The sequence below is a fragment of the Kocuria sp. genome, assembly GCF_030538595.1.
Classification (GTDB): domain Bacteria; phylum Actinomycetota; class Actinomycetes; order Actinomycetales; family Micrococcaceae; genus Kocuria.
In genome coordinates, this window is the sequence record NZ_JAUNTS010000023.1 from 1 (window position 1) to 14,815 (window position 14,815).

The window sequence follows — 14,815 nt, forward strand, 5'->3', positions numbered from 1 at the left end:
GGTATCAAACTGCGCACGGCTTTTGCTACAGGGAGGTGAAGATGGGCCGGAAGAACTCAGTCAGCGCTTTGTGGTCGGTCAGCGGAAGCACCGCAGCCACGTACTGGTCCGGGCGGACCACCACCACCGCCCCCTCTGTCCCAATACCGCGGGCCGCAAAGATGCTCTCCTCCGGGTGCTCCGCGTAAACCTTCTCCCACGTACGCAGACCGAACGGTCCAACCTTGGGCTTGAAAATCTCCGGTACCTGGATGATGTCGACGTCGTGGTGGGAACCGGGGTAGACCACACGGATGTCGAACAGGGCGTCGTCGTCGGCGTCACCGCCGAATCCAGCGGTATGAGCCACCACGGGCGAGTCCGGTGAGGTGGCCAACCATTCGCCCAGGGCGTGGGCTGCGGGTGCTGCAGAAGTCAGATCGCGGGAGGCTGGGTCCGGGGCCTGGGTGGCAGGTGGTGCGGTGTCCGCACCGGTCATCGAGCCCTCCGGGGCAGCTGGATTGGCGACGTCGACCGTGGTGTCCCCGGCGCTGAGCGGCACCTGGGCGGCGTCGGCAAACACGTAAATCCGCCACCGCCCGTCAGCCACGGCCTGATGCCCCAGGTGCAGCGGATTTCCGTCGCTCAGGCGCGAAACCCGGGCCGACTTGAATCGTTTGCCCACAGGAAACCCGGTGGCCAAACCCTGGTGTTCAGTGCTGCCGGTGATCATGGACGGCTGGTACTCCGTCATGAAGCCGGCGGGGAACTCGGCGGTCTTGACGTAGAAGTCCTCCAGATAGGAGGGGTCCTCCAGATCCTCCGGCTTGGTGGCCATGAGCGTGGACCACTCTTTGTCAAAGTCAATCAGGTTTTTGGCAATTACCTGGCGCTCCCCGGAGTAGGTGCGCAGCAAGGCAGCGGGTGAACGGCCTTCCACCACGTGCCCCAGCTTCCAGGCCAGGTTCCAGCCGTCCTGCATGGAGACGTTCATGCCCTGGCCTGCCTTGGCTGAATGCGTGTGGCAGGCATCTCCGGTGATGAACACCCGTGGAGTGCGGGGATCAGCGTCGGTCCCGGCATCTCCGGCGTCGTCAAAGGCGTCCGTCAAGCGGTGGCCCACCTCGTACACGCTCTTCCAGGCCACGTTTTTCACATCCACTGTGTAGGGCGCCATGATCTGGTTGGCACGCTCAACGATCTGCTCAATGGTGGTGGCCCGCACCGCGGCACTGCCTTCCAGGGGTACCTCGCCCAGATCAACGTACATGCGGAACAGATGCCCCCCTTCGCGCGGGATCAGCAGGATGGAGCCACCCGATTGGGACTGGATGGCGCACTTGGTGCGGATGTCCGGAAAGTCGGTCACGGCCAAGACGTCCATCACACCCCAGGCGTGATTGGCCTGGTCACCGCTGAGTTTGCGGCCGATGGAGGATCGCACCCCGGAGCGGGCGCCGTCTGAGCCCACCACGTACTTGGCGCGGACCGTGCGCTCCTGACCCTGGCGGGGGCCTGCCGTGTGGCGGACGGTCACCTCCACGGGGTGTTCGCCGGAATCGTGAACGGTCAGATCCACAAATTCGATGCCGTAATCGGGTTGCACCCGGCCCGGGGACAGCAGGGCAAACTCCGCAAAATAATCCAGAATGCGGGCCTGGTTGACGATCAGGTGTGGGAACTCGCTCACGCCATTCGGATCATCCAAGGTGCGTGCTGCGCGCCTGATGTGCTCCGGCTTGGCGGGGTCCGGCTTCCAAAAGTTCATTTCGGTGATGTGGTAGGCCTCGTCAATCAACCGGTTGGCAAAACCGAAGGCCTGAAAGGTCTCCACGCTGCGGGCCTGGATGCCGTCCGCCTGGCCGATTTCCAGCCGGTGGGGGCGTTTTTCAATGATGCGCGTGTTCACACCGGGAAACTGGGACAGTTGCGCTGCGGTCATCATTCCGGCTGGTCCCGTGCCCACGATCAAGACATCCATGACCTCCGGTAGCTCAGTGGGTCGGTCCACACCGTGGCCCCTGGCCGATTCAATCCTGGGGTCAGTGGAAACGTAACCGTGGTGGTGAAACTGCATGGTCATGTGAGGCACCTCTTGCGCGAGCGAGTTCGATAATGGAACATGATTGTTGAATATCGAATTGTGAACTGGATCATATATGGGTCACCGGTGTGCAACAAGAGGTTCTTGTTGGTATTGCCGCGGCCGAAGTGGAGTTGAAATGGTGGAACGTCAAACCGCCGGTGCAGCCAAGTCCGTGGTGGGTTCCCAGACTTTGAGCCGCGGCATTCAAATCCTGGAAGTCCTTGCCACGGCCGGTGCGCCGTTGGGTATTGACGACGTCGCAGCTCACCTCGGTGTGCATCGCTCCGTGGTCTATCGGTTGATTCGCACACTGGAGGGGCATGGTTTGGTGCAACGCACACCCGGTGGGGCGTTGGGTCTGGGGCTCGGCCTGGCGGCTTTGGCGGCCGGTGTGGAGGTGGATTTGCGTGCGGTGGCAATCCCCGTGCTGCGCACCAGTGCGCAAGCGCTGGGACTGACCTGTTTTGTGGCGCTGCAAGATGGTGATGAGGCGGTGACCATCGCCAGCGTGGAGCCGCCCCGTGCGGTGGCGGTGGTGGCTCAGCGTCCCGGGACCAGGCATTCCATCACCAGAGGGGCCACCGGCAGGGTCATTCTGTCCCAACTCGCAGAAAAGGACTGGCCGTCTGAGCTGGCCGGGAACTCCAGTCTGAGGGAGCAGGTGCATCAGGTGGCGCAGCGGGGCTGGGCGGAAACTTCAGATGAAGTGATTGCTGGACTGCACGCCGTGGCGGTACCCCTCCGGTTGCCGGACGGTCGAACAGGTGCGGTGGCTTCCCTGTCTGTGGGTACGGATCAACGCACGGAGGTGCGGGTGGAAGTGCTGCGTGCTGCGGCTGGAGCCTTGATGGAGTCACTGTGAAGATTGATGAAGTTGCTGCGGCAATGTGACCTGCGCTACTTGTTGAGCCTCGGCAGATCATATACGATCCTCGAAAAGCCTGTTGGTGAGCACTCACGCACTGCCCCCGTGGTCATGCGCGACGCACTCGCGGCAGGAATCGGCAAGCCACCAGGAGAGGCGCAGCATGGTTGAGACACCAGCACCCGTTCAACCCGGCAAGGTGATCGCGGTTCACGTGGCTTATGAATCCCGGGCCGCTCAGCGCGGACGGCGTCCAGCCCAGCCGTCCTATTTCTTGAAGACCAACAGTTCGGTGGCGGGTTCCGGTTCCACGGTGGAGCGCCCCGCCGGCACCGAGCTCCTGGCTTTCGAGGGCGAAATTGCGCTGATCATCGGTGAACCCGCGCGCCGCGTCCCTGTGGCGCAGGCTTGGCACCATGTGGCGTTTGTGACCGCCGCAAACGATTTGGGTATTTACGACTACCGGGCACCGGACAAGGGCTCCAACCTGCGCTCCAAGGGGCGCGACGGATACACCCCTGTGGGCCCACACCTCATGGATGCCCGTGGCGTTTCCCCGCATGATTTGCGGGTGCGCACCTGGGTCAATGGCACTCTGGTCCAGGAAGACACCACTGCCGCTGACCGCATGATCTTCCCGCTGGACCAGTTTGTTGCAGATCTCTCCCAGCACATGACCTTGAACACTGGGGATGTGATTCTCACGGGCACACCTGCGGGGTCCTCGGTGATCGGCCCCGGCGACGTCGTCGAAGTTGAAGTGGATGCCCCGCAGGTCCAAGGAGCGCCGAGCTCCGGGCGGTTGGTGACCACGGTGATTGATGGCCCGGGGGATTTTGATCCCAGCATCGGTTCCGCCCCCGTGGTGGATGATGCCCAGCGGGAGGACGCTTGGGGCTCCCGTAAAGCCGCAGGTCTGGCGGAGGAGTCCTCCGCATTGCCTGCGGAGCTTCACGCTCAGTTGATGGCTGCGCCCACTGCGGGCATCTCCGCTCAGTTGCGCAAGCGTGGGCTGAACCAAGTGATCATTGAAGGTGTGCATCCCATGGAGCCGGGCACCAAAATGGTGGGCGTTGCCAAGACCCTGCGCTTCCTGCCGGGGCGGGAGGATCTGTTCGCCAGCCACGGCGGCGGCTACAACGCTCAAAAGCGCGCGTTCGATGCTGTGGGCCCCGGTGAGGTGCTGGTCATCGAAGCCCGCAACGAATCCGGCTCGGGCACCTTGGGCGACATCCTGGCGCTGCGTGCCAAGTACAACGGTGCTGCCGGGGTGGTCACCGACGGCGGTGTGCGGGACAGCGCGGCTGTGGCAGAGATTGGCCTTCCGGTGTTTTCGCGGACCAATCACCCGGCAGTGCTGGGCCGCAAGCACGTGCCGTGGGAATCGGACACCGCCATCGGGTGCGGCAACACCGCGGTGATCCCGGGGGATGTGATCGTGGGCGACGACGACGGCGTCGTGGTCATCCCCCGCGCGCTGGCTCAGGAAGTGGCCCAAGAGGCTCTGGCCAAGGAACACGAGGACTCGTGGGTGTTCGACCGCGTCGCCGAAGGGCACCCCGTGGACAATCTGTTCCCGCCGGCGGGGGAGTGGAAGCAGAAGTTCCAGCAGTGGCTGTTGGAACATCCCGTCCCCGATCCTGATGCTGCGACCGATTCCGAGGGGCGGTCCTGAGATGACCACAACCACCGCAGGGTCTCACGCGGCGGCAGGCAGCTTGAGCAAAGCGCAAACCGCCTACCAGTGGATCAAAGAACGGATCTCCACCCAGGAGTTCGCCCCGGGCTACCGACTGGTGTTGAGCACCATAGCCACCGACTTGGACATGAGCGTGGTCCCGGTCCGTGAAGCCATCCGGCAGTTGGAGGCCGAAGGTCTGGTGACCTTCACCCGCAATGTGGGAGCCCACGTCTCCATGGTCGATCCCTCCCGCTACCGGGCCTCCATGGAATCCCTGGGGGTGTTGGAAGGGGCGGCCACCGCCATGGCAGCACCTCACATCCGGGCAGAGGACTTGGCCCGCGCCAAAGAGCTCAATGCTCGGATGGAGGCCTCCCTGGACTCATTCGATCCCCACGAGTTCACCGAAACCAACCATCTGTTCCACAGCGTGCTCTTTGACCGCTGCCCCAACGAACGGTTGAACGAACTGGTCAATGCCGAATGGGAGCGGCTGGGGCACCTGCGGGATTCCACCTTCACCTTTGTTCCGGAGCGCGCCCGCGAATCCGTCCAGGAACACACCCACATTTTGACCTTGATCGAATCCGGTGCTCCGGCGCAGCAGATCGAACAAGCTGCTCGTGAACACCGCACCAACACCCTGCGTAGCTACCTCAACAGCCAGGAGGACCCCCGTGCCTGAAAACCAGTCCCTTGCCGCCGCCGATCACGCGCAGCCACACGACCTGCCCGAGCGTATCCAGCACTACATCAACGGTGCCTTTGTGGATTCGATCGGGGGCAAGACTTTTGACGTCATTGACCCCGTGACCAACCAGACCTACATCCAGGCTGCTGCGGGCAAGAAAGAGGACATCGACGCCGCCGTGGCCGCCGCCAAGCAGGCGTTTGAAGAAGGCCCGTGGCCGCGGATGCTCCCGCGTGAGCGCTCGCGGGTGCTGAACAAGATCGCCGACATTGTGGAGTCCCGCGAGCAGGTGCTTGCACAGATGGAGTCCTATGACTCCGGCCTGCCCATCAAACAGGCTCTGGGGCAGGCGCGCCGTGCGGCGGAGAACTTCCGGTTCTTCGCGGACCTGATCGTGGCCCAGATCGACGACGCATACAAGGTTCCCGGGCGTCAGGCCAATTACGTCAATCGCAAGCCCATTGGCGTGGCGGGGCTGATCACACCCTGGAACACCCCGTTCATGTTGGAGTCCTGGAAGCTGGCACCGGCCATTGCCACGGGCAACACCGTGGTGCTCAAACCCGCCGAGTTCACCCCGCTGTCTGCCTCTCTGTGGGCCGGAATCTTTGAAGAGGCCGGGCTGCCGCACGGGGTGTTCAACCTGGTCAACGGGTTCGGTGAAGATGCCGGCGATGCCCTGGTCAAACACCCGGATGTCCCGCTGATCTCCTTCACGGGCGAATCCCGGACCGGGCAGATCATCTTTGGCAATGCAGCGCCCTTCCTTAAAGGGCTGTCCATGGAGCTGGGGGGCAAGTCGCCCGCCGTCGTTTTTGCTGACGCCGATCTGGACGCGGCCATTGACGCCACCATTTTTGGCGTGTTCTCCCTCAACGGTGAGCGTTGCACCGCCGGTTCCCGCATCCTGGTGCAGCGGGATGTGTACGACGAATTCGTGGAGCGCTATGCCGCCCAAGCCCAGCGGGTCAAGGTCGGTCTGCCGTCGGATCCCACCACGGAGGTGGGTGCGCTGGTGCACCCGGAGCACTTTGAGAAAGTCATGTCCTACGTGGAACTGGGCAAATCTGAGGGTCGTATGGTGGCAGGCGGTGGACGCCCGGAGGGTTTCCCCGAAGGTAACTTTGTCCAGCCCACCGTGTTCGTGGATGTGGCTCCGGAGGCCCGGATCTTCCAGGAGGAGATCTTTGGCCCGGTGGTGGCCATCACCCCGTTCGACACAGAGGATGAAGCCCTGGAACTGGCCAACAACACCAAGTACGGTCTGGCGGCCTACATCTGGACCAATGACCTCAAACGCGCCCACAACTTTGCCCAGAACGTGGAGGCCGGCATGGTCTGGCTGAACTCCAACAACGTGCGTGATCTGCGCACCCCGTTCGGTGGTGTGAAAGCCTCCGGATTGGGCCATGAGGGCGGCTACCGCTCCATCGACTTCTACACCGATCAACAGGCCGTCCACATCAACCTGGGTGAGGTCCACAACCCGGTCTTCGGCAAGCAGAACTGACCGCTGCTCTCACACCAACACTCCTTTCACCACCACCGTCAACACAGCAAGGATGCTTGAGATGACCGCGAACAACACACCCCAAACCGCACCCAGCACCATTCCCACACCCGCCGCTGCCCCGCCGGACATCCTGCGCTGCGCCTACATGGAGCTGGTGGTCACGGACCTGAAGCGCTCGCGTGATTTCTACGTGGACGTCCTGGACCTGGTGGTCACTGAAGAGGATGAGAGCAGCGTCTACCTGCGCTCCATGGAGGAGTTCATCCACCACAACTTGGTACTGCGGCAGGGGCCGCAGGCCGGCGTGGCCGCTTTTTCCTACCGGGTCCGCAGCCCGGAGGAACTGGACCGCGCAGTGGAGTTCTACCGGGAGCTCGGTTGCCGGGTGGAGCGCCGGGCGGAAGGCTTCACCAAGGGCATCGGGGATTCCGTGCGGGTTCAGGACCCGCTGGGTTTCCCGTACGAGTTCTTCTACGACGTCGAACACGTGGACCGTCTTGCCTGGCGCTATGACCTTTACACCCCGGGTGCCCTGGTCCGGCTGGATCACTTCAACCAGGTCACCCCGGATGTGCCCAAGGCCGTGAAGTACATGGAGGACTTGGGTTTCCGGGTCACCGAGGACATTCAAGACGACGCCGGCACCACCTACGCCGCCTGGATGCGCCGCAAGCCCACCGTGCATGACACCGCCATGACCGGTGGTGATGGTCCACGGATGCACCACGTGGCGTTTGCCACCCACGAAAAGCACAACATCCTGGCCATCTGCGACAAACTCGGCGCCCTGCGCATGTCAGACCGTATTGAGCGCGGTCCGGGCCGTCACGGTGTGTCCAACGCGTTCTACCTCTACCTGCGCGATCCGGATGGTCACCGCGTGGAGATCTACACCCAGGACTACTACACCGGGGACCCGGACAACCCGGTGGTGACCTGGGACGTTCACGACAACCAGCGCCGCGACTGGTGGGGCAACCCCGTGGTGCCGTCCTGGTACACGGAGGCTTCCACGGTTTTGGACCTGGACGGCAACCCCGTACCGCTTGTCTCCCGCACGGATGATTCGGAGATGGAGGTGACCATCGGTGCCGATGGATTCTCCTACACCCGTGCTGACGAAGGAGAAGCCTCCATGCCCGAGTGGAAGCAGGGCGAGTACAAGCTCGGCCACCAGTTGTAAGGGGCTCACAGATGATGGAGCAGGATCAACTGAGTCAGATTGCCGATGACCTGGCCCAGGCTGAGGCCAGCAGGAGCATGATCGGGCGGCTCACGGCTCAATACCCCGGCATGACCATTGAGGACTCCTACGCCGTGCAGGCCGAATGGCGGCGTCGTGGGGAAAACTCCGGGCGCCGTGTGGCGGGCCGGAAAATCGGGCTGACCTCCAAGGTCATGCAGGTGGCCACGGGCATCACGGAACCGGACTACGGCATCATTTTTGCCGACCAGATCTATGAGAACGGCTCCGTGATCGAGCACGGGCAGTACTCCAATGTTCGCATTGAAGTGGAACTGGCTTTTGTGCTGGGCTCCGATCTGAACGGCCCAGGCGTCACCATCTTTGATGTCCTGCGCGCCACGGAGTACGTGGTACCCGCCTTGGAGGTGCTGTCCTCCCGGATCGAGATGGAGGGCCGCACCATCGTGGACACCATCGCCGACAACGCCGCGCTGGGCGCCATGGTGCTGGGCGGGCGGCCGGTGGACCCGACCGACGTCGATCTCCGGTGGGTCAGTGCCTTGCTGTACCGCAATGAAACCATCGAGGAATCGGGGGTGGCCGCAGCTGTCCTGAACCATCCAGCCTCCGGGGTGGTGTGGCTGGCCAACAAGCTCGCGGCACATGGCGACCACCTCCGGGCGGGAGAGGTCATTCTGGCAGGCTCCTTCACCCGGCCCATGTGGGTTGAGCCGGGGGACACCGTGCACGCCGACTACAACGATCTGGGGTCCATCACATGCCGATTCGTCTAGAGTTGCCGCCCACATTTGCCGATCAGCTCACGGACGCCACCCGTCCGCTGGTGGGCTCGTGGGTCTGCTCCGGTTCCCCGATGGCCGCCGAAATCACGGCCGGTTCCGGGGTGGACTGGATACTGTTCGACGGCGAACACTCACCCATCGAGTTGGAAACCATGTCCTCGCTGTTGCGTGCTGCAGCGCCGTATCCCGCCACTGCGGTGGTACGGGTACCGTCATTGGACACCGTGTTCATCAAACAGGTGCTGGATCTGGGTGCGCAGAACATCATGGTGCCCATGGTGGACACACCCGAACAGGCGCAGCAGGCTGCAGCAGCCATGTTCTACCCGCCCCGTGGAGTGCGGGGGATCGGTAGTGCCCTGGCCCGTTCGGCCCGCTGGAACGGGGTACCTGACTATCTGCACCGGGCCCATGAACTAGTCTCCCTGACCGTGCAGATCGAGTCCGTCACTGCGGTGGACAATGCTGCAGAGATCGCCGCAGTTGAGGGAGTGGATGCCGTGTTTGTCGGACCTGCCGACCTTGCCGCGTCCATGGGTTTGATCGGCCAGCAGACCCACCCGGAGGTCACAGACGCAGTCCTGCGCGTGTTCACTGCCGTGAAGGCTGCGGGCAAGAGAGTCGGAGTCAATGCTTTCGATCCGGCCCAAGCCAAGAAGTACGCGGAGGCCGGGGCAGATTTTGTGGCCGTGACCTCTGACGTCACGGTGCTGGCCCAGGGAACCCGTGCACTCGCGGACCAGTGGATCGGTTGAGCCACAGCTGGAGGGCTGAACGCTCACGCCACTCGCCGATCAGGCGCTGATACCCGAGTGGCGTGAGCGTTCGGCGTCTCGGGGTGGTGGGTGCCGGCGTCGTGGGGAGTTTGCGCCCATGAACTAAGCTGTGAAGTTATGGCCTCCATCGACTTTCCCGCGGAAATCCGTGACCTGCGCGCTACTTATGACTCCATTGCGGAGGTCTCTGACATTGATCAGCTGCGTGCTGACGTCGCTGAGCTCAATGAGCAAGCGGCGGCTCCTGATCTCTGGGATGATCCCGAGGCCGCTCAGAAGGTGACCTCCAAGCTCTCCCACAAGCAGGCCGAGCTCAAACGCCTCAATGAACTCTCCACGCGGATCGAGGACATTGAGGTCATGGTTCAGTTGGCTGAAGAAGAGGACGACGCCGACACCCTGGCCATGGCCGGCGAGGAACTGGAATCCGTGAAGGAAGCCTTGGCGGAGCTGGAAATCACCACGTTGCTCTCCGGCGAGTACGACGAGCGCGACGCCGTGGTCACCATCCGATCCGGTGCGGGGGGCGTGGACGCGGCCGACTTTGCCGAGATCCTGATGCGCATGTACCTGCGGTGGGCCGAACGCCACGGCTACAACACCAAGGTCTTGGACACCTCCTACGCAGAAGAGGCGGGGCTGAAGTCCGCCACGTTTGAGGTCAAAGCTCCTTACGCTTTCGGCACGTTGTCCGTGGAAGCCGGTACGCATCGCCTGGTGCGGATTTCCCCGTTTGACAACCAGGGCCGGCGTCAAACCTCCTTTGCCGCGGTTGAGGTCATCCCGCTCATCGAATCGGATGACACCATTGACATCCCGGAATCTGAGCTTAAGATCGACGTCTTCCGATCGTCAGGACCGGGCGGGCAGTCGGTGAACACCACGGACTCGGCAGTACGTATGACCCACATCCCCACGGGCATTGTGGTCTCCATGCAGAACGAAAAGTCCCAGATTCAAAACCGCGCCGCCGCCCTTCGCGTTTTGCAGTCGCGGTTGCTGCTGCAGCGCAAGCAGGAGGAAGAGGCCAAGAAGAAGGAACTGGCCGGGGACGTCAAGGCGTCATGGGGCGACCAAATGCGTTCCTACGTGCTCAACCCTTACCAAATGGTCAAGGACCTGCGCACCAATCATGAAGAAGGCAACCCCCAATCCGTGTTCGACGGCGCCATCGACGCCTTTGTGGACGCCGGCATCCGGTGGCGTGCGGGAGCCTTGAACAACAACTCAGACGACTGAGCCCGCCCCTTGGAGGTGGGCCAAGAAGGCCTGGAGAATGGCTAAGAAACAGAACGACGACGGCCGCAAAATTGTGGCCAACAACAAAAAAGCTCGGCACGATTACGAAATCCTGGACACCTTTGAAGCCGGGCTCGCTCTGATGGGTACGGAGGTCAAGTCTCTGCGCATGGGTCGCGCTTCCTTGGTGGATGGCTACTGTGGCTTCGACCGCCGCGGGGAGTTGTGGCTGGAGAACGTCCACATCCCCGAGTACCTACAGGGTTCCTGGACCAATCACTCGGCCAAGCGGCGTCGTAAATTGCTGCTGCACAGTACCGAACTGAATCGGATCGAGCAGAAGACTCGGGAGTCGGGGTTCACCATCGTGCCGCTGAGCCTCTACTTTGTGGACGGCAAACGGGTGAAATGTGAAATCGCAGTGGCTCGTGGCAAGCGCGAATACGACAAACGTCAGTCGCTACGGGAAGCTCAGGACAACCGTGAGGCACAGCGAGCCATGCGCTACCGCAACATGCGGTGACGCCCGGGCCCTGCGGCGTCGTGGTGTTTCTGCCAGGAGCGCAGAAGACGGGTCTTGTTTCACGCGCGGTTGTGGGGTTACAGTGGACAGTCCGGTTCGGTCCGTGTGGAGCGGCCGGGAGTTGGTTGACAACCACATATGGGGATGATCGGTTTCGACGGTGTGAGTTGAATCGAGAGAAGCGGGTCGAGAATGTGCAGTCATCTCGTAAACGTTCTGTGCAAACCAATAAGTGCCAATTCCAAGCGCACTGACTTCGCTCTCGCTGCCTGATAGCAGCGACAGCAGTCTGTTAGCCCGGGTTCGCCTTCGCCCCGGTGTCTAGCATCAGCTAGAGGGCCACTGCTCCAGTAGTTCGTCGCGGGCTGCTGGGGGACTTTTACGCGACTGAGCCTGTTGGTCACTGGTGTGCATGATGACCAGGGCTGAGAAAATCATACGCACACTGCACCCGGAGAAGTCTTGATGACGCTGCACCGGACGGGGGTTCAATTCCCCCCATCTCCACGTCTCTGACAAGGGAAAACGGCCCTCCACGGCAATGTGGAGGGCCATTTTTCGTTGACACCGCCCGCGACAGCAAACCGTGCGCAGTTTGATACCCCATCAGCGCTCATGGGGTATCAAACTGCGCACGGCTTGCGCGCTGCCCGCTGCCTGGCAAAGTGGACAGCGCCAGACCCGTGAACAGAGCAATGGTGTGACCCACGTCCGTGAAGGATGGGCGGACCAGGTGCACGTGAAGAATGGGGCCCAGGATGATCACCCAGGACCATGCCAGGATCACCAACACCGTGTAGATCGCGCGCCGCCAGCGGCCACGGATGGTACAGACCAACAAGCCTGTGACAGCTGCCAAACCGTAGCTGAAGCCAACGTCCGTCACGTGGGTGATGGATTGGGGGAGGAACCCAGCCTGGATGCCGTGCACCAACAGCGGTGCCACAAACAGCGTGGCCAAGACATGCCCAATGGCCAGAGTGACCAGTAACGGGAGTCTTCCCAGCCTGTGTTGGGCCACGGAATAGGCCACCACCAACACCGGAAGGAGAAGCAACCCGGAGGCATTTTCCACCACAAACGCGCTGTAGAGCAGGACGGTGAAGGTGTCCGCCTGAAGGTTGTCCAAATTGGTGCTGGCTGCAGCTACCACAGATTCCTGCAGTACCCCGCCGGCGTAGAGCCGCAGGAACAGAAAAACACCCAGGACAATGGCGGCGTAGCCCAGGGCGATGTCGCTGGTCAGAACATCTCTGAGGAGACGTCGAGCACTGGACCGAACCGGTGTTGATGCTTTCACGTGATGATTGAACCACGGGTCCTTGGTTGTACACCGTGTGGCGCCTGCGCCATGTGTGAGGACCGGTGAAGCTCGGACTTTGACCTTTACTGAACGGCGACAGCTACAGCGAATGCGGGCCGGGATGGCTCAAGCCGCCGCGGCTGATGCCATTGCGGTGGGTTAGCCGGAAGCCTCGGTATGTGCCACGGCTTGGTCTTGGCGAGACTGCTGCCAGGCCTTGTATCGGTGATACCACGGGCGGAGGCGTTTCTTGGAGCGGCCAACAACTTCCATCCGTGCTGCTCGTGCCAAGTACTCACTGTGGGGCATAGGGCTGCGAGTTTTCACAGAAAACTCATCAAGTAATTCGACTGGCACAAGTTCGTGACCAATGTTGAAGCGGTCGGCAAAGCGCACGATTCCAAGCTGCTTGTCAAAGTGTCCACAGAAGTGCATGACGAAGGCGTCGTCAAGGCTTGAATCATAGTAGTGGCCACGAGAGTTTAATTCGCGGTGATCCACGATTCGGACCCCATTCATGAGCCCCGTGGTTTCGAGTGCCCACAACATCTGATCTTGATCACCGTTGGTGAAGACGCCGTGTTCCGCCTCATCCCACCAAGCGCGAACGTCCACGAGGTCACTGGACTCCATGAGGTCCAGGAGGTTTTCCGTCCGGGGGTCGTTGCGGAAAATTACAACACCTGTGTTTATTCGGGACCAGAATCCGTTGGGCTCGGTTGGCCCGTTGGCAATGACCATGAAGTGATCGCCGCGCTCGGCCTGGTCGATGAATTCGTTGAGGTTGTCTCGATCGAAGTCTGTAAAGTATGCGTCATCATCTATCCAAATGATCCAGTCATAGAGAGGCAAAACTCTGCGAATAATGGATGTTTTGTAGAAAAATTTGTTGGTGATGCCACGGTCGAGGCCACACTCAAGTCGGTAATCGAGTTCGTGCGTGCGCGCATAAATGGAGTGATTCACGTAAGAGCGCAATCGGATCTCGTCACCTCCGGAGACGATGCAAGCGCGCGGACCTTTATGGGGAGGTGTCGGAGCGGGCATCAGGGTCCTTTTCTCGGCCACGGGTGGGGGATTGCCCAAGGCTGGGTGAGTCGTTGAACATTAATGATATCCGCAGCAGAAGGTGCCGGAAGCAGCCCTGTTTCTTGCAGCGGGCCGCCCACATCAGCCCGACGGAAAGTCTGACCTGATAGTGGACCATCCCCGCCATGTGGGACCATGGGCGGGAAGACTGCCAGCGTGCAAGTGCGAAAAGTCGCTGTTCAGAACAACCGCGTCCGGGAGGGCCCAGCAGGTGAGCTACGAACGTCCCCAGAACAACAACGACCCCAATGCGAACTGGACCTCAGAGCAGGGCGGTCAGGGTGCTGACCCCAACGTGGCGGGAGAACAGCCGGTCCGCGACGGCGGCCCCAAGGGCAATGTCTACGATCCTTCTGCCGAACCCCCACGCTACGGAGTGCGTGTGCCGGAGTCCGAACGCGGTAGCCAGTACGGGCAGGGTCCGTATCAAGCGGGTCCACAGGGTCAGGGGGGTCAGGGCGGCCAGCCCTGGAACTCGGGGCCACAACAAACCGATGCCCAGTCGTGGAACAACGCCCAGTCTGGTCCGCAGAGTGTGCAGAATCAGTACGGCGCTGCTAATCACAATCCGTACGGTCCAGGTCAGGTGGACTATTACGCAGCCGCCAACGGGCCGAGCAACAACCAAAACCCCTACGACCAGCCCTACGTGGCCCCACCGGTCACGCCGGGTCGTGGCCTGGCCATTGCCGCCGTGGTGTTGGGCAGCATCAGCATTGTGCTGTTCTTCCTGGGCCTCACGGTCCTGCTGGCGCTGCTGGGGCTGATCTTTGCCATTGTGGCCCTGGTCAAAGCGCGTAAGGTCCAGGGTTCCCGCAAGGGCTTGGGAATCACGGGCCTGGTGTTGAACATCATCGGCTTGGTTCTGGGAACCATTGCCCTGATTTTCTGGGTGGTCATTGGCGGCATGGCTTGGACCATGTTCCAGGATCCTGCGGTGCAGGAGTGCATTTCTCAGTACATGGATGACCAGAACCAGACGGCCTATCAGCAGTGCTTGGAGGACAACCTTCCCGCGCCGGGTCAGAACTCCTGAGCTGCCACACACGCACGTCAACACAGACAACGACGGCGCCCCACC

Annotated in this window: 13 protein-coding genes and 1 other RNA gene; 11 read left to right on the forward strand and 3 right to left on the reverse strand. The window is 61.8% G+C overall.

Features of this window, described 5'->3' with window-relative positions; translation table 11 throughout:
- Positions 1-25: 25 nt before the first annotated feature.
- Complete coding sequence (locus Q4G32_RS13620; RefSeq protein ID WP_303352271.1) at positions 26-2,056, reverse strand: FAD-binding monooxygenase; 2,031 nt, start codon at positions 2,054-2,056, stop codon at positions 26-28.
- Between the two features lie 145 nt (positions 2,057-2,201).
- Here Q4G32_RS13620 and Q4G32_RS13625 point away from each other — a divergent pair, with 145 nt between their 5' ends.
- From Q4G32_RS13625 to ssrA, 10 genes are all read left to right on the forward strand, one after another.
- Positions 2,202-2,927, forward strand: coding sequence for an IclR family transcriptional regulator (locus tag Q4G32_RS13625; RefSeq protein WP_303352250.1), 726 nt, complete (start codon positions 2,202-2,204; stop codon positions 2,925-2,927).
- Positions 2,928-3,093: 166 nt separating this feature from the next.
- A complete protein-coding gene (locus Q4G32_RS13630; protein ID WP_303352251.1) occupies positions 3,094-4,605 on the forward strand; it encodes a fumarylacetoacetate hydrolase family protein in 1,512 nt (503 codons plus the stop codon).
- A gap of 1 nt (position 4,606) precedes the next feature.
- Positions 4,607-5,296 carry a GntR family transcriptional regulator gene (locus Q4G32_RS13635; protein WP_303352253.1) on the forward strand — a complete coding sequence of 230 codons (690 nt, stop codon included), beginning with the start codon at positions 4,607-4,609 and terminating at the stop codon, positions 5,294-5,296.
- A complete protein-coding gene (gene hpaE / locus Q4G32_RS13640) occupies positions 5,289-6,812 on the forward strand; it encodes a 5-carboxymethyl-2-hydroxymuconate semialdehyde dehydrogenase (RefSeq protein WP_303352255.1) in 1,524 nt (507 codons plus the stop codon). Before Q4G32_RS13635 ends, hpaE begins: the two co-directional genes overlap by 8 nt.
- Positions 6,813-6,873: 61 nt before the next feature.
- A complete protein-coding gene (gene hpaD / locus Q4G32_RS13645) occupies positions 6,874-7,998 on the forward strand; it encodes a 3,4-dihydroxyphenylacetate 2,3-dioxygenase (protein WP_303352257.1) in 1,125 nt (374 codons plus the stop codon).
- 11 nt (positions 7,999-8,009) lie between these two features.
- The gene (gene hpaH, locus Q4G32_RS13650; protein ID WP_303352259.1) at positions 8,010-8,795 is read left to right on the forward strand and encodes a 2-oxo-hept-4-ene-1,7-dioate hydratase; all 786 of its coding nucleotides are present in this window, start codon (positions 8,010-8,012) and stop codon (positions 8,793-8,795) included.
- The gene (locus tag Q4G32_RS13655; protein WP_303352261.1) at positions 8,780-9,559 is read left to right on the forward strand and encodes an HpcH/HpaI aldolase family protein; all 780 of its coding nucleotides are present in this window, start codon (positions 8,780-8,782) and stop codon (positions 9,557-9,559) included. The genes hpaH and Q4G32_RS13655 overlap by 16 nt, the downstream gene beginning before the upstream one ends.
- A 138-nt stretch (positions 9,560-9,697) precedes the next feature.
- On the forward strand, positions 9,698-10,819 hold the full coding sequence (gene prfB, locus Q4G32_RS13660) for a peptide chain release factor 2 (protein ID WP_303352264.1): 1,122 nt from the start codon (positions 9,698-9,700) through the stop codon (positions 10,817-10,819).
- A 37-nt stretch (positions 10,820-10,856) separates the two neighbouring features.
- Positions 10,857-11,342 carry an SsrA-binding protein SmpB gene (gene smpB, locus Q4G32_RS13665; protein ID WP_303352265.1) on the forward strand — a complete coding sequence of 162 codons (486 nt, stop codon included), beginning with the start codon at positions 10,857-10,859 and terminating at the stop codon, positions 11,340-11,342.
- A 140-nt stretch (positions 11,343-11,482) separates the two neighbouring features.
- Positions 11,483-11,852: a transfer-messenger RNA gene (gene ssrA / locus Q4G32_RS13670) on the forward strand.
- 103 nt (positions 11,853-11,955) lie between these two features.
- On the opposite strand, the gene Q4G32_RS13675 is transcribed toward ssrA, so the two are convergent.
- Entirely contained in the window at positions 11,956-12,642 is a 687-nt protein-coding gene (locus Q4G32_RS13675; RefSeq protein ID WP_303352266.1) for a rhomboid-like protein, read from the reverse strand.
- Between the two features lie 162 nt (positions 12,643-12,804).
- The gene (locus tag Q4G32_RS13680) at positions 12,805-13,611 is read right to left on the reverse strand and encodes a hypothetical protein (protein ID WP_368660404.1); all 807 of its coding nucleotides are present in this window, start codon (positions 13,609-13,611) and stop codon (positions 12,805-12,807) included.
- Positions 13,612-13,945: 334 nt separating this feature from the next.
- Here Q4G32_RS13680 and Q4G32_RS13685 point away from each other — a divergent pair, with 334 nt between their 5' ends.
- Positions 13,946-14,770 (forward strand): DUF4190 domain-containing protein, encoded by an 825-nt coding sequence (locus Q4G32_RS13685; protein ID WP_303352269.1) that lies wholly within the window; start codon positions 13,946-13,948, stop codon positions 14,768-14,770.
- Positions 14,771-14,815 lie beyond the last annotated feature (45 nt).

Bases quoted from the DNA above. Each gene is read 5' to 3' on its own strand.
- Q4G32_RS13625 (WP_303352250.1), top strand. From the start codon at position 2,202: ATGGTGGAACGTCAAACCGCCGGTGCAGCCAAGTCCGTGGTGGGTTCC.
- Q4G32_RS13655 (WP_303352261.1), top strand. From the start codon at position 8,780: ATGCCGATTCGTCTAGAGTTGCCGCCCACATTTGCCGATCAGCTCACG.
- prfB (WP_303352264.1), top strand. From the start codon at position 9,698: ATGGCCTCCATCGACTTTCCCGCGGAAATCCGTGACCTGCGCGCTACT.
- Q4G32_RS13635 (WP_303352253.1), top strand. From the start codon at position 4,607: ATGACCACAACCACCGCAGGGTCTCACGCGGCGGCAGGCAGCTTGAGC.
- Q4G32_RS13630 (WP_303352251.1), top strand. From the start codon at position 3,094: ATGGTTGAGACACCAGCACCCGTTCAACCCGGCAAGGTGATCGCGGTT.
- hpaD (WP_303352257.1), top strand. From the start codon at position 6,874: ATGACCGCGAACAACACACCCCAAACCGCACCCAGCACCATTCCCACA.
- Q4G32_RS13620 (WP_303352271.1), bottom strand. From the start codon at position 2,056: ATGCAGTTTCACCACCACGGTTACGTTTCCACTGACCCCAGGATTGAA.
- hpaH (WP_303352259.1), top strand. From the start codon at position 8,010: ATGATGGAGCAGGATCAACTGAGTCAGATTGCCGATGACCTGGCCCAG.
- smpB (WP_303352265.1), top strand. From the start codon at position 10,857: ATGGCTAAGAAACAGAACGACGACGGCCGCAAAATTGTGGCCAACAAC.